Origin of the sequence: Kribbella sp. NPDC051718, from assembly GCF_040681515.1 — a bacterium.
GTDB lineage: Bacteria > Actinomycetota > Actinomycetes > Propionibacteriales > Kribbellaceae > Kribbella.
Map to the genome: position 1 here is coordinate 90,523 of NZ_JBFAYZ010000015.1, position 17,819 is coordinate 108,341.

The 17,819-nt window shown below is 68.4% G+C and carries 17 protein-coding genes; 13 read left to right on the forward strand and 4 right to left on the reverse strand.

Annotation, left to right across the window (positions count from 1 at the left end; genetic code table 11):
* Window positions 1-6: 6 nt before the first annotated feature.
* Window positions 7-1,914 (reverse strand): alpha/beta fold hydrolase, encoded by a 1,908-nt coding sequence (locus tag AB0M15_RS38265; protein WP_363830761.1) that lies wholly within the window; start codon window positions 1,912-1,914, stop codon window positions 7-9.
* A 129-nt stretch (window positions 1,915-2,043) separates the two neighbouring features.
* Here AB0M15_RS38265 and AB0M15_RS38270 point away from each other — a divergent pair, with 129 nt between their 5' ends.
* Genes AB0M15_RS38270 through AB0M15_RS38295 form a run of 6 tightly spaced genes read left to right on the forward strand, consistent with a single transcriptional unit; the run spans window position 2,044 to window position 7,350 of the window.
* Entirely contained in the window at window positions 2,044-2,406 is a 363-nt protein-coding gene (locus tag AB0M15_RS38270) for a response regulator transcription factor (RefSeq protein ID WP_363830764.1), read from the forward strand.
* Window positions 2,403-4,118, forward strand: a complete 1,716-nt coding sequence (locus tag AB0M15_RS38275; RefSeq protein ID WP_363830767.1) for a histidine kinase — start codon at window positions 2,403-2,405, stop codon at window positions 4,116-4,118. The genes AB0M15_RS38270 and AB0M15_RS38275 overlap by 4 nt, the downstream gene beginning before the upstream one ends.
* Window positions 4,106-4,762 carry a response regulator transcription factor gene (locus AB0M15_RS38280; protein WP_363830770.1) on the forward strand — a complete coding sequence of 219 codons (657 nt, stop codon included), beginning with the start codon at window positions 4,106-4,108 and terminating at the stop codon, window positions 4,760-4,762. Before AB0M15_RS38275 ends, AB0M15_RS38280 begins: the two co-directional genes overlap by 13 nt.
* 50 nt (window positions 4,763-4,812) lie before the next feature.
* The gene (locus AB0M15_RS38285) at window positions 4,813-5,760 is read left to right on the forward strand and encodes an ABC transporter ATP-binding protein (protein ID WP_363830774.1); all 948 of its coding nucleotides are present in this window, start codon (window positions 4,813-4,815) and stop codon (window positions 5,758-5,760) included.
* 1 nt (window position 5,761) lies between these two features.
* Complete coding sequence (locus tag AB0M15_RS38290) at window positions 5,762-6,547, forward strand: ABC transporter permease (RefSeq protein ID WP_363830778.1); 786 nt, start codon at window positions 5,762-5,764, stop codon at window positions 6,545-6,547.
* A complete protein-coding gene (locus AB0M15_RS38295) occupies window positions 6,547-7,350 on the forward strand; it encodes an ABC transporter permease (protein WP_363830782.1) in 804 nt (267 codons plus the stop codon). Before AB0M15_RS38290 ends, AB0M15_RS38295 begins: the two co-directional genes overlap by 1 nt.
* On the opposite strand, the gene dhaL is transcribed toward AB0M15_RS38295, so the two are convergent.
* The gene (dhaL, locus tag AB0M15_RS38300) at window positions 7,343-7,975 is read right to left on the reverse strand and encodes a dihydroxyacetone kinase subunit DhaL (protein WP_363830785.1); all 633 of its coding nucleotides are present in this window, start codon (window positions 7,973-7,975) and stop codon (window positions 7,343-7,345) included. The two genes, AB0M15_RS38295 and dhaL, sit on opposite strands and share 8 nt — an antisense overlap.
* Entirely contained in the window at window positions 7,972-8,706 is a 735-nt protein-coding gene (locus AB0M15_RS38305) for an MIP/aquaporin family protein (RefSeq protein WP_363830788.1), read from the reverse strand. Before AB0M15_RS38305 ends, dhaL begins: the two co-directional genes overlap by 4 nt.
* A gap of 135 nt (window positions 8,707-8,841) precedes the next feature.
* Between AB0M15_RS38305 and AB0M15_RS38310 the strand changes: the two genes are divergently transcribed.
* Together AB0M15_RS38310 and AB0M15_RS38315 are read left to right on the forward strand one after the other, a co-directional pair.
* A complete protein-coding gene (locus AB0M15_RS38310; protein WP_363830792.1) occupies window positions 8,842-9,594 on the forward strand; it encodes an IclR family transcriptional regulator in 753 nt (250 codons plus the stop codon).
* A gap of 97 nt (window positions 9,595-9,691) precedes the next feature.
* The gene (locus AB0M15_RS38315) at window positions 9,692-11,356 is read left to right on the forward strand and encodes a dihydroxyacetone kinase family protein (RefSeq protein ID WP_363830795.1); all 1,665 of its coding nucleotides are present in this window, start codon (window positions 9,692-9,694) and stop codon (window positions 11,354-11,356) included.
* Here AB0M15_RS38315 and AB0M15_RS38320 read toward each other — a convergent pair.
* Window positions 11,349-12,626: an aminoglycoside phosphotransferase family protein gene (locus tag AB0M15_RS38320; RefSeq protein ID WP_363830798.1), complete on the reverse strand. Its 1,278-nt coding sequence runs from the start codon at window positions 12,624-12,626 to the stop codon at window positions 11,349-11,351. The genes AB0M15_RS38315 and AB0M15_RS38320 overlap by 8 nt on opposite strands.
* Window positions 12,627-12,763: 137 nt before the next feature.
* Between AB0M15_RS38320 and AB0M15_RS38325 the strand changes: the two genes are divergently transcribed.
* Genes AB0M15_RS38325 through AB0M15_RS38345 form a run of 5 tightly spaced genes read left to right on the forward strand, consistent with a single transcriptional unit; the run spans window position 12,764 to window position 17,805 of the window.
* Complete coding sequence (locus AB0M15_RS38325) at window positions 12,764-13,534, forward strand: hypothetical protein (RefSeq protein ID WP_363830800.1); 771 nt, start codon at window positions 12,764-12,766, stop codon at window positions 13,532-13,534.
* A 37-nt stretch (window positions 13,535-13,571) separates the two neighbouring features.
* Window positions 13,572-14,777, forward strand: a complete 1,206-nt coding sequence (gene ilvA / locus AB0M15_RS38330; protein ID WP_363830803.1) for a threonine ammonia-lyase — start codon at window positions 13,572-13,574, stop codon at window positions 14,775-14,777.
* A gap of 12 nt (window positions 14,778-14,789) precedes the next feature.
* Window positions 14,790-16,127: an extracellular solute-binding protein gene (locus AB0M15_RS38335; RefSeq protein ID WP_363830806.1), complete on the forward strand. Its 1,338-nt coding sequence runs from the start codon at window positions 14,790-14,792 to the stop codon at window positions 16,125-16,127.
* The gene (locus AB0M15_RS38340) at window positions 16,124-17,002 is read left to right on the forward strand and encodes a sugar ABC transporter permease (RefSeq protein ID WP_363830810.1); all 879 of its coding nucleotides are present in this window, start codon (window positions 16,124-16,126) and stop codon (window positions 17,000-17,002) included. The genes AB0M15_RS38335 and AB0M15_RS38340 overlap by 4 nt, the downstream gene beginning before the upstream one ends.
* Window positions 16,999-17,805, forward strand: coding sequence for a carbohydrate ABC transporter permease (locus tag AB0M15_RS38345; protein ID WP_363830813.1), 807 nt, complete (start codon window positions 16,999-17,001; stop codon window positions 17,803-17,805). Before AB0M15_RS38340 ends, AB0M15_RS38345 begins: the two co-directional genes overlap by 4 nt.
* The last annotated feature ends 14 nt before the right edge of the window (window positions 17,806-17,819 follow it).

Sequence of the window (17,819 nt, forward strand, 5' to 3'; positions counted from 1 at the left end):
GACGACTCAGTGGGACGGAACTGAGAAGCTCCGGCCCAGCAAGGTGATGGTCAGCGCGGCGCCGTAGATCCGGTACGGACCGTGTACCGTGCCGGTCGCGGTCGAGCCGTTCGGCAGCTTGACCGTGAACTCGCCATCGACATCCTTGCCCTCCCAGGCGAGTGCACCGGTGACCGAGAGATCACGCGTGAACCGGGCCCGGTCGAAACGGAACGGCGGATCCTGCCCGTCCTCGTAGGTCACCGCACCGCCCCGCAGACCGGCCGAGGTCACGCCCTGGATCGAGGCCATCTCCTGGAGGCCGTCCATCAAGGTCCACCCGATCACCGTCGCCGCCCTGCGCAGGTCGGTCGAGGCGGCCAGGCCATGTGTTTGCCGAGCCGGCGGAGCGGCGGCGGTGGTGACCGGGAAGCTGCCGGGCAGCCAGACCGGCGACTCCGGCGCCCGGGCGCAGGACGCATCGCCGAGCTCATGCGTGAGGATGAACCGCTGCATGACGTCGGCCGCGCAATCGGACCAGAGCCAGGGGATGTGGCCCGAGCCGGCGACCGTGAGCTGCTGGGCGCCGACCAGGGAGTCGGCCGCCAGCCGCACGACGGACGGCGGGAGGCCGAAGTCGAGTTCGCCGGCCATCACCAGAGCGGGGACACCGGTGATCTTGGTGCCGACCGGGAAGTTCGGCCGATCCTCCCATGTGGACGCGATACACGGCAGCGGTTGGTATCCGGCGTACCCGGGCGTCGCCCAAGCCCCCTTGCTGATTGGCCCATACATGGCCGGCTCTGCTCTGTACGCCGCCGAGTACTGCCGTTGCCGCGTCGCAGCGGGCGCGCCCTTGTCCCACTGGACCGGCTGATCCACACACGTCCTCGCCAGCCAGTGGCCCCGCGACTCCTCGCGTGGAGAACCGCTGTCGTGTGGGCCGTTGGCCGGGTCGACGTTGGCGGCCAGCCTGAGGAGCGGTACCGGATCCCCCTTGCGCAAAGCCGTAGCTGCTTGGATGACCTCGGACGGGCCCACATAGTCGGCGTAGAAGATGATGCCGTTGGCCAGCAGGTTCTCGGTCACAGTGAGCTTGTGTGGCTCGCCGTGCGAGTCGATGCCGGTGCCCTTCAGCGGCTTGCTCCGTAGCCGGGCGGCCAGCCAGTACAGGGTTTCTGCTGGGTCTGGGTTCGCAGCGTCGCAGGCAGGCGTGCGGCGGCAGAGTGTGGTGAGCATGCCGGCCCAGGCCTTCGGTGGATAGGCATAGAACGGATCGGTGCCCACTGTCGCCGCAGGAGAGCCGATCACGATCGACCGGACGTTGCCGGTCCAGCGGGCCGTGTAGGTGAGCATGTCGTTGCCTGCGTACGAAGGACCGAGCAGGTCGATCTTGCCGTAGCCCAGGGCGCGCCGGACGTCCTCGAGGTCGTCGGCGACATCGATGGTGCTGTAGAAGTTCGCGGTGTCACCCAGCTGGTCGTGGCACTGGGCAGCGGAGGCGTAGAACGGCCCACCGTGCTGCCAGGCATCGCAGTTGATCGCTGCGGACAGTCCTACACCGCGCTGGTCGATGAAGGCAACGTCGCGAGTCTTGCTGACCTCTGCCAGGAGAGTGGGGCCTTGGTAGTGCTGCCCGCCGACCGTGATCGAGGCGCCGGGACCGCCCTCGCTGGTGAAGACGGCGCCGTCGGCGATCGGCCCGGTGTGGGGGAAGACCTCTACGTGCAGCGGAATCGTCCGCCCGTCCGGATGCCGCCGGTTCAGCGGGACCGGCAGCGTCCCGCACTTGAACGTCGGCTCGTCCGGGCACGGCGACAAGGTGAGTGCCGGTACCGGCGTCCCTTTCACCACCGGCACCGCCGCGGTGGTGACGACCGGGCTCAGTGCCAGCGTCAGGCTGGCGACGACGGCCACGGCACTCGCAATCCTCATAGCAGGCCCCTTCCCCTCGCCTACCAGCTCATCAGCCGCTGCCGCCGAGCACATCCACGCCCGCACCACACTGGGAGTGAGGGCTGGCACCGATTGACGGATCACCCGGCGGACTCCGACCATTCAGGAGTGCGGGCGCGAATCCTGATCGTGGACGACTATGTGCTCTTCCGCAGTTCGGCACGCCGGATGCTCGAATCCCAGGGCCTGCAGGTGGTGGGCGAGGCCGGCGACGGGGCTGCGGCGATCGCTGCTGTCCGGGAGCTGCGTCCGGACGTCGTCCTGCTGGATCTGCAGTTGCCCGACATGGACGGCTTCGAGGTGGCCCGCCTGCTCGCCGCCGAGCCCGATCCGCCGGCCGTGGTACTGACCTCGATCCGGGCGGCGTCCGACTACGGCGCCCGGTTGACCGCCGCCGCGGCCCGGGGCTTCGTCCCGAAGGTCGAGTTGTCCGGGGCAACGATCTCCGCCGTACTCGGGGAGCCGGGATGATCGTCGTCGCGGGGATCGCCGCCACGCTGGCGTACGGCTGGCTCGCGCTGACCGCGGATGCGATCGGCTGGCAGTTCAGCGCGATCCCCTGGCTGTATGTGATGGCCGGGCTGATCGCGCTGCAGCGGCGGGCTGGGGTCCGGATCGGGCTGCTGCTGGGACTGACCGGGCTCGCCTACACGATGCTGCCGTTGCAGTCGTCCCGGATCCCGGCGGTGTGGACGACTGCGATGGCGCTGGACCTGGCGATCATCCCCGCCCTGGCGCTGCTGTTGCTGGCCTTCCCCGACGGCCGGCTGAAGCGCCGCTGGGAGCGCGCTTTCGTGCTCGCCACTGTGATCGCGCTGGTCTGCTGGACAGTGATTCCGATGGCCTGGCTCCAGCCGAACGCCTACGGCTGCACCGACTGCCCGAGCGGCCTCAACCTGCTGGAGATCGACGACCCCCTGCTCGGCCTGCGGCACATCTACGAGATCTTGCCCAACCGGGTCTACTTCCTGGCACCGATGCTCCTGCTGCTGGCCGCGGTCTGTGTACTGCGCTGGGTCCGGGCGAGCCGCGCCCGCAAGCGAATCACCGGCGTGGTGCTCCTCGCTGCGATTCCATTGCTCTTAGCAATGACTACGCAGATCATCTACTTCTCCTTCAAGCTCTACGACCAGTACCCGGGCTTCGTCGACCCGCTCTACCAAATCGCCATGTATGCCGGTCTGGCCCACCCCGTCGCCTACCTGCTCAGCCTGTGGTGGCTCTGGAGCCGCAAGGCGAAGGTCAGTGGGCTGGTACTGGAGCTTGCCGGTCAGCCATCGCCGGAACTGCTCGAGCGTGCCGTCGGGAAGGCACTCGGCGATCCGACCCTGGTGGTCGGCCGATGGGACGGCGAGCGCTACGTGACCGCCGATGGGTGCACGCTGGAGCCAGCGTCCGAGGGGACTCGGCGGACGACCTACTTGGAGAGCGAAGGCAAGCCGTTGGCTGTGGTGGTGCATGACTCAGCTCTGCTCGACGATGGCGCGCTACTGAACTCGGTAGGCGCGGTGACCCGGCTGGCGGTCGACAACGAGCGCCTGCAGGCCGAGTTGACCGCGCAGTTGGAGGAGGTCCGGGCGTCGCGCTCACGGATCGTTGCGGCGACTGATGGTGAGCGGCGACGGCTGGAGCGGGATCTGCACGACGGTGCGCAGCAGCGGCTGGTCACGCTCACCTTGGACGCTCGACTGGCGGCGGCGAGCTCCAGCGACCCGGCCGTGCGGCAGTCGGTGGCTGCGATCGCTGATGGTCTGACAGTGGCGCTTGCCGAGCTACGGGAGCTTGCCCGGGGCATTCATCCGTCGATGCTCGGGGAGAACGGGTTGGGGTCTTGCCTCCAGACGTTGGCGGAGCGTTCCGCAGTACCGGTGCGGTTGGTTGGAGTGTCTGAGCGGCGGTATCCGGCAGCGGTCGAGACGGCGGCGTACTTCGTGGTGTCCGAGGCGCTGGCCAATGCGGCCAAGCATGCGATGGCTAGTGAGGTCGTGGTGTCGCTAGCGGAGACCGGTGGTCGGCTGGTCGTCGAGGTCGCCGACGACGGAGTTGGTGGTGCCGACCCGGCTGCTGGGTCGGGGTTGGGCGGGCTGGCGGACCGGGTGGCGTCGGTCGATGGCGTACTGCGAGTGGAGAGCGCGCCTGGTTGCGGTACGCGGGTAGTTGCGGAGTTCCCATGCGTGTCGTGATCGCGGACGACTCGCTGCTGTTCCGGGAGGGGCTGGCTCGCGTACTGGTGGATGCGGGCTTCGAGGTCGCGGGACAGGTCGCGGATGCCGATGAGTTGCAGCGGTGTGTGGATCGTGAGTTGCCGGACGTGGTGATCGTCGACATCCGGATGCCACCGGGGTACTCGACCGAGGGGCTGGTGGCTGCGCAGAGTATTCGCGAGCGGCACCCGGGTACCGGCGTACTGGTGCTGTCGCAGTACGTCGAACCGCAGTACGCGATGTCGCTGCTGTCCTCGGGGGCGACTGCGGCGGGTTATCTGCTGAAGGACCGGGTTGCAGAGCTGACGGAGTTCGCCGAGGCGGTCCGCCGGGTGGCCCGCGGTGAGCTGCTGATCGACCCGGCGGTGGTGCGGCAACTGCTCGACCGGCGGCGCAAGCACAATCCGATCGACCAGCTCACCGAACGTGAGCGCGACGTGCTCGCCCTGATGGCCCAGGGCCGTTCCAACCAGTCGATCACCGACACGCTCGTGCTCAGCCCGAAGACGGTCGAGGCGCACGTCCGGGCGATCTTCCGCAAGCTCGAACTGCAGCAGACGGCCGACGATCACCGCCGGGTGCTCGCGGTCCTGGCCTACCTCCGGTCCGAACCCGCCGGGTGATTGCCCAAATCCACAAGAGCATTGTCGGCGGGCCGGTTTAGGGTCTTGGTGTGGAGGAACAGCGGGAGTCGTTGGTGCGGGCGCGGGGGTTGCGGAAGTCCTATGGGGATTTCGAGGCCGTCGCGGGGATCGACCTGGACGTCTGGAAAGGGGAGGCCTTCGGGTTTCTCGGGCCGAACGGCGCGGGCAAGTCGTCGACGATGCGGATGATCGGGGCGGTGTCTCCGGTCAGCGGCGGGGAGCTGCGGATCCTCGGGATGGATCCGGGGACCGAGGGACCGGCGATCCGGGCCCGGCTGGGCGTGTGCCCGCAGGACGACACGCTCGACGTCGAGCTGTCCGTGCACGAGAACCTGACCGTCTACGGCCGGTACTTCGGGCTGAGTCGCGCCGAGTGCCGGGACCGGGCCGACGAGCTGCTCGAGTTCGTCGCGCTGACCGAGAAGGCCAAGGTCAAGGTCGACGAGCTGTCGGGTGGGATGAAGCGGCGGCTGACGATCGCCCGGTCCCTGGTGAGCAAGCCCGATCTGCTGCTGCTCGACGAGCCGACGACCGGGCTCGACCCGCAAGCGCGGCACCTGCTCTGGGACAAGCTGTTCCGGCTCAAGCAGGACGGCGTCACGCTCATCATCACCACGCACTACATGGACGAGGCCGAGCAATTGTGCGACCGGCTGGTCGTGATGGACGCGGGCAAGATCGCGGCCGAGGGGTCGCCGGCCGAGCTGATCCGGGACTACTCGACCCGTGAGGTGACCGAGTTGCGGTTCGGGCCCGAGGTGATGATGGCGGATCACGATGCGCTCGCAGGCAAGGTGGAGGACCTCGCGCAGCGGATCGAAGTACTGCCTGACCGTCTGTTGCTCTACACCGATGACGGGGAGGGTGCGGTCGCGGCCGTGCACGAGCGCGGGTTGCAGCCGGCCGCGGTACTGGTCCGCCGGTCAACGCTGGAGGACGTGTTCCTGCGGCTCACCGGCCGGACGTTGGTCGACTGAGATGACCGTGCTCGTGGTGGAGAACGGCCGTCGCCAGTTCGACTACTGGCTGACGGTCTACAAGCGCACCTGGAAGGGCAGCCTGGTCAGCAGCTTCCTGCTGCCGCTGCTCTACCTGGCCGCGATGGGGATCGGGCTCGGCTCGTTCGTCGACGACAACGGGACCGGCGCGCTCGGCGGGGTCAGCTATCTGCAGTTCATCGCGCCCGGACTGCTCGCGGCGACCGCGTTGCAGATCGGCGTGGCCGAGTCGACCTATCCGGTGATGGGCGGGATCAGGTGGCATAAGACCTACTTCTCGATGATCGCGACGCCGCTGCGGCCGGCCGACGTGATGTACGGGCAGTTGGCATTCATTGCCTTCCGGGTGGTCACGACGTGCGCGGTGTTCGTCGCAGTCATCGCTGCCTTCGGTGGGTTGAAGACAGGCTGGGGAGTGCTCGGCTTGCCGGTCGCTCTCCTGGTCGGGCTGGCCGTGTCGGCGCCGGTCTGCGCATACGCTGCGACGCTCGACAACGACTCGGGCTTCGCGATGGTCTTCCGGTTCGGCGTCATCCCGGCGTTCCTGTTCTCGGGCGCTTTCTTCCCGGTCTCCCAGCTGCCGAACTGGATCGAGTGGCTCGCGTACCTGAGCCCGTTGTGGCACGGCGTCGAGCTGTCGCGTGACCTCAGCCTGGGCACGGTCGAGCTACTGCCCGCGCTCGGCAACGTCGCCTATCTGCTGGCGTGGTTCACCATCGGCAGCTGGCTCGCCGTGCGCACCCTGACCCGGAGGTTGATCAGCTGATGGCCACTCTGACCGCCCGGGTCGTCCCGCTGCCGATCAAGCCCGGCAACGGCCGCACCTTGGTCGAGCGCAACTTCCTGGTCTACCGGCGATCCTGGGTCGTCTTCCTCTCCGGTTTCTTCGAGCCGGTCTTCTACCTGCTCTCGATCGGCATCGGTGTCGCCCAGCTGGTCGGCGACTTCACCCTCGCCGACGGCACAAAGATCGGGTACGCCGCGTTCGTCGCGCCGGCGATGCTGGCCAGTTCCGCGATGAACGGCGCCATCTTCGACTCGACGTACAACATCTTCTTCCGGATGAAGTACGCCCGGCTCTACGACTCGATGCTCGCGACCCCGCTCAGACCGTGGGACGTCGCGACCGGTGAAGTCACCTGGGCCTTGCTCCGGGGTGCCTGCTACTCGGCGATGTTCATCCTGGTGATGCTCGTGCTCGGGCTGATCCGGTCGTGGTGGGCGTTGCTCGCGCTGCCGGTCTCGGTGCTGCTCGGCTATGCGTTCGCGGGCGCCGGGATGGCGCTGACGACGTTCATGCGGAGCTGGCAGGACTTCGAGTTCGTCCAGCTCGCGACGATGCCGATGTTCCTGTTCTCGGCGACCTTCTACCCGGTCGAGACCTACCCGGGCTACATCCGCTGGCTCGTCGAGATCACCCCGCTCTACCAAGGCGTCGCGCTCGAACGTGCGCTCACCACTGGCGCGGTCAGCTGGACCCTGCTCATCAACGCCTTGTACCTCGCGGTGATGGGCACCGCGGGGATGTACGTCGCCTCCCGTCGCCTGGGAAAGCTCCTGCTCAAGTAAGGGCCAGCGTGGCTGCCGTGAAGAGCAAGCAGGCCGAGGCGGCGCCCGGATCCAGGTGACCGACGCTGCGTTCGCCCAGATAGCTGGCACGGCCTTTGCGAGCAAGCATGTCGACGGTCGAATCGCGGCCGGCCGAAGCGGCGAGCAGGCCGGCGTGGAAGACATCAGGCAGGTCGTACTGTGCGGAGGCCGCGGCGTCGATCGCGTCGACCGCCGGTGCGAGTACGTCGTACAGGGTCTTGTCGCCGGCCTCGGCGCGACCGCGGGCGACGACTCCGGCCACACCGGCCCGCAAGCCGAGTACGAATCGGCGTGCGTCCAGGTCCGGATCGTTGCCGACGGCATCACCAAGGCGGAGGAAGAAAGTGCCGAAGAGCGGACCAGCGGCGCCACCGACATTGCTCACGACGGTCTGGCCGACGTGGCTCAACAGCTCGCCCGGCAGTTGCGGTGCGGCCGGCAGGCCGGCCGCGACCACGGTGAAGCCACGGTCGAGATTGGTGCCGTGGTCGGCGTCGCCGATCGCCGCATCGAGTGCGTTGAGCCGGTCGTGATGAACGCCGACCAGCCCGCTGAACTCGTGCACCCAGCGGGCGAGCAGTTCCGCCGTGATGCGGTCGCTCATACCTGTACCTCCTCGCGCCTCGCTGCCCTCGTGCGGGACAGCGCGGCGAAGGTGAGCCCGGCCAGTACTCCGGCGCTGAGCTCGGCGAGCAGGTAGACGGGGAGCTGGGCGAAGTGCACCTGGCCGCCGGCAAGCTGCTGGATCAGCATCGGCCCGACCGTACGGGCCGGGTTGATCGAGGCGCCGGTGATCGGGGCGACCGGGATGATCGCGCCGAAGACGACCAGCCCGATGGCGAGCCCGGCGAACCCGGGGGCAGCCTTGCGATGCGTCGCCCCGAAGACCGTGAGGACCAGGATGAAGGTCCCGACGAACTCGGCCGTGAACGCCTGGACGTTGCCGACACCCGTGCCGTAGGTCGCGATGCCGAGCCCGAGGTCGCTCGCCTTGGACCCGAGTACGCCGAGAATCGCGGCCGCGCCGACGACGGCTCCGGCCAGTTGGGCGCCGACGTACGCCGGCACCAGGGGCCACGGGAACTTGCCCGTCGCGGCCAGGCCGACCGTGACGGCGGGGTTGATGTGGTTGCCGGAGATCGGGCCGAGCGCGTACACGGTGGCGACCACCGCGGCCGCGAAGGCGAGCGAGATCATCCCGAGGTCGGCCATCGTGAACGGTGCCGAGCCGTTCACGATCAGCGTCGCGGGGACGGCGCCGACCCCGACGAACACCAGGATCGCGGTACCGATCAGTTCGCCGGCCAGGCGCTGGGGCAGGGAGTTTTCGTCCATGGGAAGTCCTTCCGGGAGGTTCCGGAGTACAGGATGGGGATCTGAAACTCATTCGGCATTGTCGAATGGTTCTCGGAACATACGCCTGTGGTTCACTGCTGTAAAGATGTGTTCGATCCACTGAGGGGAACTGGGATGATCCAGTCCGTCGACCGGGCGATCCGGATCCTCGGAGTGCTGCAGGGTGCCCGCCGGCTGAGCCTGTCGGAGGTCGCGAGCCGGCTCGACCTGCCGCCGTCGACCGTGCACGGGATCCTCAAGACGCTGCAGGCGCACGGCATGGTGGTGCAGGATCGTGACTCGAACCGGTACCAGCTCGGCCCGGCGGTGCTCAAGCTCGGCAACGTCTACCTGGACACCCTGGAGCTCCGCTCCCGTGCGGTGACCTGGTCGGAGGAGCTCGCCCGGCGCAGCGGGCACGCGGTCCGGACCGGGGTGCTCACCTTCGACGAGGTGGTGATCATCCACCACGAACCCAGGCCCGACGGCAGTCGCCAGATGCCCGAGGTCGGCATCGTCATCCCTGCCCATGCAAGCGCGCTGGGCAAGGCGCTGCTCGCCTTCCTGCCGGAGCAGGTGGACGAGCTGACCGGCGGCAAGCTGCGCAGCATGACGTCGGAGACGCTGGTCGATCCGGCCGTACTGCGCGCGCAGCTGGCCGAGGTCGCCAAGGAGGCGCTGGCCACCGAGCGGGAAGAAGCGGTCCTCGGCGAGGCGGGGATCGCGGCGCCGATCTTCGATGCGTCCGGAGTGGCGGTCGGTGCCATCGGCATCGTCCTCCCGGCCGCCGACTGGCCGCCGGCGGAGTCGAGCTTCACCGCTGTCCGTGAGGCGGCCCGCAACATCTCGCGGGAGCTGGGCGCTCCGCGCTGGCCCGTTCCCGCCTGACGATCGGCTGATCTTTACAGGCAGATGAACGCGACCTATGGTGTGAAATCCATTCGACATTATCGAATGCAGTTCACAAGCCGAGAGGGTTGCCGCCGTGAAGAAGCTCATCAACGCACCGGTCGATGTGGTTCCCGAGATGCTGCGCGGGTTCGCGCTCGCCAATCCCGCGCTGGTGCTCCTGGGGGACGGCGTAGCGGCCCGTGCCGATGCCGGGGAGTTGAAGGCTGCCGGGCAGGTCGCGCTGATCTCCGGTGGCGGGGCCGGCCACGAGCCGGCGCACGCCGGGTATGTCGGTCGCGGGATGCTGACGGCAGCCGTGGCCGGTGACGTCTTCAGCTCGCCGTCGGCGGATGCCGTCCTGACCGCGATCCGCGCTGTCGGCGGTCCGGCGGGTGTGCTGCTGATCGTGAAGAACTACACGGGGGACCGGCTGAACTTCGGGCTCGCCGCGGAGATCGCCCGCGGTGAAGGGATCCCGGTCGAGGTCGTCGTGGTCGCGGATGACGCCGCGCTCGCGGACAGCGATGAGAACGCGGGGCGGCGCGGTCTCGCCGGTACGGTCCTCGTGCACAAGATCGCCGGTGCGGCGGCCGAAGCCGGCCAGTCGCTCGACGACGTCGCCCGGCTCGCCCGGGCGGCAGCCGGTTCGGTGGCGACGATGGGGGTCGCGTTGACCGGTTGCACGGTGCCCACGGCCGGCAAGCCCGGCCTCGACCTCGGCCCGGACGAGATCGAGTGGGGTCTCGGCATCCACGGCGAACCAGGGGTCGAGCGCGGCCAGATCCCGACCGCCGACGAGATCGTCGACCGCCTGCTCGGCCGGCTGAGCGCCGATCTCGAACTGGCCGAGGGCGATCGCGTCGTCCTGCTGGTCAACAACCTCGGCGGCACACCGGCGATGGAGCTGGGCATCATCGCCCACCGAGCCGTCGACCACCTGGCCGCCCGCGGCATCGTTCTGGAACGCCTCTGGGTAGGCACCTTCCTCACCGCCCTCGAAATGGCCGGCTGCTCCTTGTCCGTGGCCCGGGTAGGCGACCAGGCGCTGGCTCTGCTGGATTCCCCTACGCAGACCGCAGCCTGGCCGGCGGCGCATCTCGGCCGACTCTCGTCAAACCCTGAAACACGTCCGGTTCCTTCGGAACCAGGCGAACTGAAGCCGGCTGTCGATGAGTCGCTCTGGCGTTCGGTCACGGTCGTCTGCAACGCTTTGATCGCCGTCGAGCAGCAGCTCACCGATCTCGACCAGCTCGTCGGCGACGGCGACCTCGGGATCAGCCTCGCCCGCGGCGCACAAGCCGTCCTCGCCGCCAAGCCCGACTACGACGGCACCGATCACGCGTCCACCCTCCGGGGGATCGCGGCCACCATCCGCCGGACCGTCGGCGGTACCTCCGGTCCGCTCTACGCGGCCCTTGTACTGCGAACCGCAACCGCCCTCACCGCGGGCCGTTCCTGGCCTGAGGCCTTCGAGCAAGGCGTCGGCGCCGTCGCCGAACTCGGTGGCGCCGCACTCGGCGACCGCACCATGCTCGACGCGTTGATCCCAGCGGCGGCCGCGCTGCGTACCGGCGTACTGGCCGACGCAGTAGTTGCTGCACGCAACGGTACCGACAGGACGGCCGACATCCAGGCGCGACGTGGCCGCTCGAGCTATCTCGGCGACCGTGCGCTCGGCACCGTCGACCCCGGCGCCGAGGCCGTCGTCATCTGGCTGGACGCGCTCGCCACCGAGAAAGCTCCCGAAGCGATCAGCTGATCAATCCGCGCAGCCACCACGTCGCACCACGGACCATGGCCTCGGCGCTCGGACCGGACAGGTGGTCGGGTAGGTACAGCGAGGTCATGGTCTGGTGGAGCGCGCCCAACTCCTCGGCCAACTTGAGCGCCCGACGCAACGCCTCCGGTGAGGCGTAGGCCTCCCACTCGGCGAGGTAGGCGTCCTTCACCCGCTGGTCGGTCGACAGCGGCGACCGCTTCTCGACGAACGTCACCAGGTCGAGGAACGGATGCGACACCGCCGCGTCGGTCCAGTCGAACGCGAGCACCTTGCCGTCTCGTACGGCGAGGTTGCGCGGATGCAGATCCCCGTGCAGCAACGTCTCCGGTACGCCGATAGCCGACAGCTCAGCAATAGCCGCCCGCAACTCGTCCGCCCGCCGCGGCAGCTTCACACGCTCAGCCCGCTCGAGCTGCTCGGTCGCCGGGTTGGGCCCGAAGAGCTGGTCGATGGCGCCGTCGAGCACCGCGAGCCGGCGATCGACACAGGTGAAGGACAGCAACCGGTCCGGCTGATCCGCGAAGCTGCGCTGCAACCGTGCATGCCCGCGCAACGACTCGATCCACACCGCCACCTCGGGTTCGCGAGCCAACGGCGGACCTAGATCTGGGAGCAGCATCCAAGCGCGCTGCTCGTCGATCGCCAGCGGTGCCGGGACCTCGCCCGGCCGCGCCTCGGAGAGCCGCTGCAACAGCACCGGCTCATGCGCGAACAACAGCGGCAACGCGTCGGGGCGAGCCGGGCGGATCGTGCTCGAATGCGCGAGCGCCTTGAAGTACACGTCGCCCTTGCTCGTCGGCAGCCGCAGGACGTTCGACAAACCCCACGACCGCACTTGGGCCGGTATGCCCGTCCGCGGAGTGCCGGCCGCGGCTAGTTGCTCGTCGATCCACGGCAGCGCCTCGGCGTACCAGCCGGGTCTGGTCCAGGCCGGCGTGACCGGGGAGTCCGGTGGCAAGGCGAGCTGCTCGCGGGCAACTGAGACCAGCGGGTCGTCGAAGGACGACACCCAGGAAGCGTCGGCGGGAACCGAGCCCACACTCACCATCAGGTACGAGGTCTCACCCGGCCGGGCGTCGAGGCAGGTCAGCACGCACGCCTCGATCCCCAGCTCGGAGCGCAACGCCCGGACCGGAGCGTCGACATCGGGGAACCAGAACTCGTCCGCGATTGATACCCGTGGGAGTCCGGAAGGCAGCACCAGCAGGGATTCGTCGTCCGGATGCACCACTACGGCCGTGACTTTCACAGCACCTCCTGTCACCGTCCGCAGCGTAGCTGGCGGGTGCTGAACGGCCCACTGATTTAACGCCCGGCAGTAGCTGGCTGCAACCGATCAGGCACGGCGTGCGTCCGATCAGGATGTTCAGAGCTTTCAGAGCGCGGATGCGCCGGATCAAGGATCAGCTGGCCTTGCTGGAGCAGCTGAGAGTGCCGCTGGAAGACCTGCCCGGCGGGCAGGATCAGTGGATCGAGGACTCGATGGAGTGGTTCATCGAGCAGATCGGGTCCGACGTCTTCAACCGTCCGATCGTGCGGCCGTCCACCTTCGTCCCTGCCACCTACGACGGTTCGGAGGCGGCCGCCAGGAGGTTGTTCGAGAAGGTCCGGGAGCGGATGGGCGTACCACCCGGCCGGCTCGTGGTGCGGTTCGACCTGGACGACCTCGACCCGGCGTCGATCCGGACCAGGGCACAGCGGGAGCTGGCCGGCGCGACCAGGCTGCGGTTCGGCCTGTGGGTGCCGGGGCGCAACCGGAACACCGTCTACACCAGCGCGCGGCTGCTCGGTGAGCCGTCCGTGCTGGTCGCGAACTTCGCCCACGAGATCGGTCACGAGCTGCTGATCGGCGGTGGCCGGATCACGGCCGACCGGCCCGACCAGGAGTCGCTGACCGATCTGCTCGCGGTCTTCCAGGGCTTCGGCATCTTCGTCGCCAACGCCTCCTTCGGCCGGCTGCCCGGCGGCGGGCGCAACGCCACGATGGCGATGTTCTACCTCCGCGAGCGCGCCCTCACCGACGCCCTCGCCTACTACGCCTTCCGCCGCGGCACCCGTGGTGTCCCACCCTGGGAGGACGAGCTCGACCGCCCGGTCCGCTCCGGCCTGGTCGCCCGCCTCAAGCAACTACAAGACGCGGCCCAGCCCGGTAAATAAGCACCCCGGACGCTCTGTCGCATCTAGTGTGGGAAGGGTGAGCATCACTGCGGCTGAGATTGCCAGGGCAGCGGATCTGCTGCACGACGTGGTGGCCCCGACCCCGTTGGAGTACTCGCGGTGGTTGAGCGACCTGGTCGGCGGCGACGTGTTCCTCAAGTGCGAGAACCTGCAGCGGACCGGGTCGTTCAAACTGCGCGGCGCGTACGTCCGGATGGCGCGGCTGTCCAAGAAGGAGCGGGCGCTCGGCGTCGTCGCGGCCAGCGCGGGCAACCACGCGCAGGGCGTCGCGCTCGCGGCCCAGTTGCTCGGCATCAAGGCGACGGTGTTCATGCCGCACGGCGCACCGATCCCCAAGGAGAAGGCCACCCGGGCGTACGGCGCGGAGATCCGCTTCGTCGGCACCTCGATCGACGACTGCCTGATCGCGGCGCGGGCGTTCGAGGCGGAGACCGGTGCGATCCTGATCCACCCGTTCGACCACCGCGACATCGTCGCCGGGCAGGCGACCACCGGGCTGGAGATCGTCGAACAGTGCCCGCAGGTGCGGACGGTCGTCGTACCGACGGGAGGCGGCGGCCTGATCGCGGGGATCGCGCTCGCGATGCAGCGCGATGGGATGCCGATCGAGGTCGTCGGCGTCCAGGCGAAGGGCGCAGCGGCGTACCCGGCCTCGCTTGCAGCCGGTATGCCGGTGCAGCTCGACAAGATGGCGACCATGGCCGACGGGATCGCCGTCGGGCTGCCGGGGACCGTCCCGTTCGCGGCGATCCAGCAGTACGTGAGCGGCGTACTGACTGTCGATGAGGACTCGTTGTCGAAGGCACTCCTGCTGGTGCTCGAGCGCGCCAAGCTGGTCGTCGAGCCGGCCGGTGCTGCCGCCGTGGCCGCGGTACTGGACGACCCCAAGCGGTTCAAGCCGCCGCTCGTGGTGGTGCTGTCCGGCGGCAACATCGACCCGTTGCTGTTGATGCGGGTGATCCGGCACGGCATGGCGGCCGCCGGCCGCTACCTGTCCTTGCGGGTCCGCATCCCCGATACCCCAGGCGGGCTGGCGACGTTGCTCGGCCGGCTCGCCGAGGTGGACGCCAACATCATCGAGGTGCTGCACGAGCGCATCTCGGAAACGCTCAGCCTGGACGAGGTCGAGGTCGCGTTGCAGCTCGAGACCCGCGGTGAGGACCACCGCGAGCGGGTACTGGCGAGCTTGAGCACCAACGGATACACGTACACGCTCAACTAGAAGGAGCCCCCGGTGAAGGTCATCGCACTGGCTACAGCAGCTTTGTTGCTCACGGCAGCCTGTACTCCGGGCTCCGACAACCCGAGTGGCGGTGCGAGCGCGCCGAGCTCGGTGAAGACCGACGCGGGCGCGCTGGGGGACGTGTCGCTGACCGTCTGGGACCAGGAGGTGCGCGGTGGGCAGGCGGCCCAGATGGCCGAGCTCAACAAGCAGTTCCAGGCGAAGTACCCGAACATCAAGCTCAAGCGGGTCTCGCGGTCCTTCGACGATCTCAAGACCACGTTGCGGCTCGCGCTGACCGGTAACGACGCGCCGGACGTCGTCCAGGCGAACAACGGCCGCTCGGACATGGGCGAGTTCGTCAAGGCCGGACAGCTCGTGCCGCTGGACAAGTGGGCGGAGGCGTACAGCTGGAAGAGCCGGTATCCGGCCTCGGTACTGCAGTATTCGCGGTACTCGGCGGACGGCAAGACCTTCGGCGAGGGCAACCTCTACGGGATGCCGCAGGTCGGCGAGGTCGTCGGCATCTACTACAACATGACCAAGCTGGCCGCGCTCGGGGTGGAGCCGCCCAAGACCTGGGCCGACTTCGAGGACGCGCTGGGCAAGGCGAAGGCGGCCGGCGAGGTGCCGATGCAGTTCGGCAACCTCGACAAGTGGCCGGCCATCCACGTCTTCGGCACGGTGCAGGACAAGAACGTGCCGGCCGAGCAGATCACCACGCTCGCCTTCGGGCGCGCGGGGGCCTCGTGGAAGACGGCGGAGAACACCAAGGCCGCCGAGACGCTGGTGTCGTGGGTCGACAAGGGCTACTTCAACCAGGGCTTCAACGGGCAGGGGTACGACCCGGCCTGGCAGGACTTCGGCAAGGGCAAGGGTGTCTTCCTGATCGCCGGTACCTGGTTGCAGGCCGATCTGCAGAAGGCGCTCGGCGACAAGGTCGGCTTCATGCTCCCGCCGGGTGCGGCGGCCGACGAGAAGCCGGTCGTGACCGGTGGTACGGGGTTGCCGTTTGCCGTTACGAACAAGGCGAAGAACCCGGATGCGGCGGCGGCGTACATCAACTTCATCACCAGCCCGGATGCGATGAAGGTGCTGACCAGCACGGGCAACTTGCCGATCGCGGATACGTCGGCGCAGCAGGCACCTGCTGGGCTCGCGGCTGACATCTTCAATGCCTTCGGGACGGCGGTCGGCAAGGAAGGGCTCGTCCCGTATCTCGACTACGCGACGCCGACGATGTACGACACGCTCGGGGCGGCACTGCAGGACCTGCTGGCGAAGAAGGCGACTCCGGCGCAGTTCGTCGACAAGCTCGAGGCCGACTACAGCAAGTTCGCCGGCAAGTGAGTTCACCTCCTGGCGAGCCGCGCAAGATCGGCTACCTCTACATCCTGCCCGCTTTTCTCGTCTATGCGGCGTTCCTGCTCTATCCGCTCGCGCGGGCCGTGCATCTGTCCTTGTTCGAGTGGGACGGGATCACGCTCGGGAAATTCGTTGGCCTGAGCAACTACGCGGACGTGATCGCGGACGGCGGGCTGCGCGCAGCCTTCGGGCACGCGCTGGTGCTGATCGTCTTCTATTCGGTACTTCCGGTGGTGATCGGGCTGGCGCTGGCGTCGGTGCTGCAGCGGGCTCGTGTTCGCGGGCTCGGGTTCTTCCGGACCATCGTGTTCCTGCCGCAGGTGATCGCGATGGTTGTCGTCGCGGTGTCGTGGCGGCACATCTACGCGCCGGACGGGCCACTGAACGACGTACTGCGCTTTGTCGGGCTCGACTCGGTTGCCCGCGGGTGGCTGGGGGACTATACGTTCGCGTTGCCGGCCGTCGGGGTGATCGGGACGTGGTTCGAGACCGGGTTGGTGACGGTGCTGTTGCTGGCGGGGATGGCGCGGATTCCGGCTGAGCGGTATGAGGCGGCGCGGCTGGACGGGGCGGGGGCAGTGGCCGAGTTCTTCGCGGTGGTGCTGCCGGCGGTACGGGGTGAGATCGCGGTCGCGGTGACGTTGACGGTAATCGCGGCGTTGCGGACCTTCGACCTCGTCTACGTGACGACGAGTGGGGGACCGGGGAACTCGACCAGCGTTCCGTCGTACGAGGTGTATCACCGGGCGTTCGAGCTGGGGCAGGTCGGTTCGGCGGCAGCGGTAGGGGTGTGCCTGACGGTGCTGATCTTCGTGATCACGCTGGGGGTCAATCGGTTGGCGGATCGGAGTACGGAGTGAGGGCGCCGCTGGCCGAGCGGGTCGGCAACTACCTGCTGCTGACGGTCTTCGGGCTGTTCGCGCTCGGGCCGATTGTGACGATCGTGGTGTCAGCTCTGGGGCCGGACGACGGCGGTGGTGGGTCCAGCGGCTTTGCGAACTTCGGGAAGGCCTGGGAGATCGGCCACTTCGGCAGCTACCTGCGGACCAGCGTGCTGGTGTCGGTCTTCGTCGTGCTGGTGAGCGTCCTGCTGTCGATCTTGAGCGGCTATGCGTTCGGCACGATGCGGTTCCGCGGCGCCGGGGTGCTGTTCTACCTGTTCCTGCTCGGCATCATGATGCCGACCGAGGCGATCGTGGTTCCGCTGTACTTCGATCTGCGCACGCTCGGGTTGACCGACACGTTCTGGGCCGTCGCGCTGCCACAGGTCGCGCAATCGGTTGCCTTCGGCACCTTTTGGATGCGGGCGTACTTCCGGTCGTCGAGCCGGTCCCTGGTGGAGGCGGCGCGGCTCGACGGTGCGGGGCATTGGCGGACGCTGTGGGCGGTACTGGTGCCGCCCGCGCGTCCTGCCCTGGTGACGTTGATCGTGCTGGTGTTCATGTGGACGTGGAACGAGTTCCTGATCCCGCTGGTGATGGTGACGAGCGAGTCGCTGCGGACCGCGCCGCTGGGGTTGGCGTTCTTCTCCGGGCAGTACACGTCCGGGTTCACGCTGCTCGCAGCGGGCGCGGTCATCGTCGGTACGCCGGTCGTGCTCGTCTATGCGTTCCTGCAGCGCCACTTCATCGCGGGGATGTTGGAGGGCGCCCTACGGGAATGACACTGCGGGAGTAG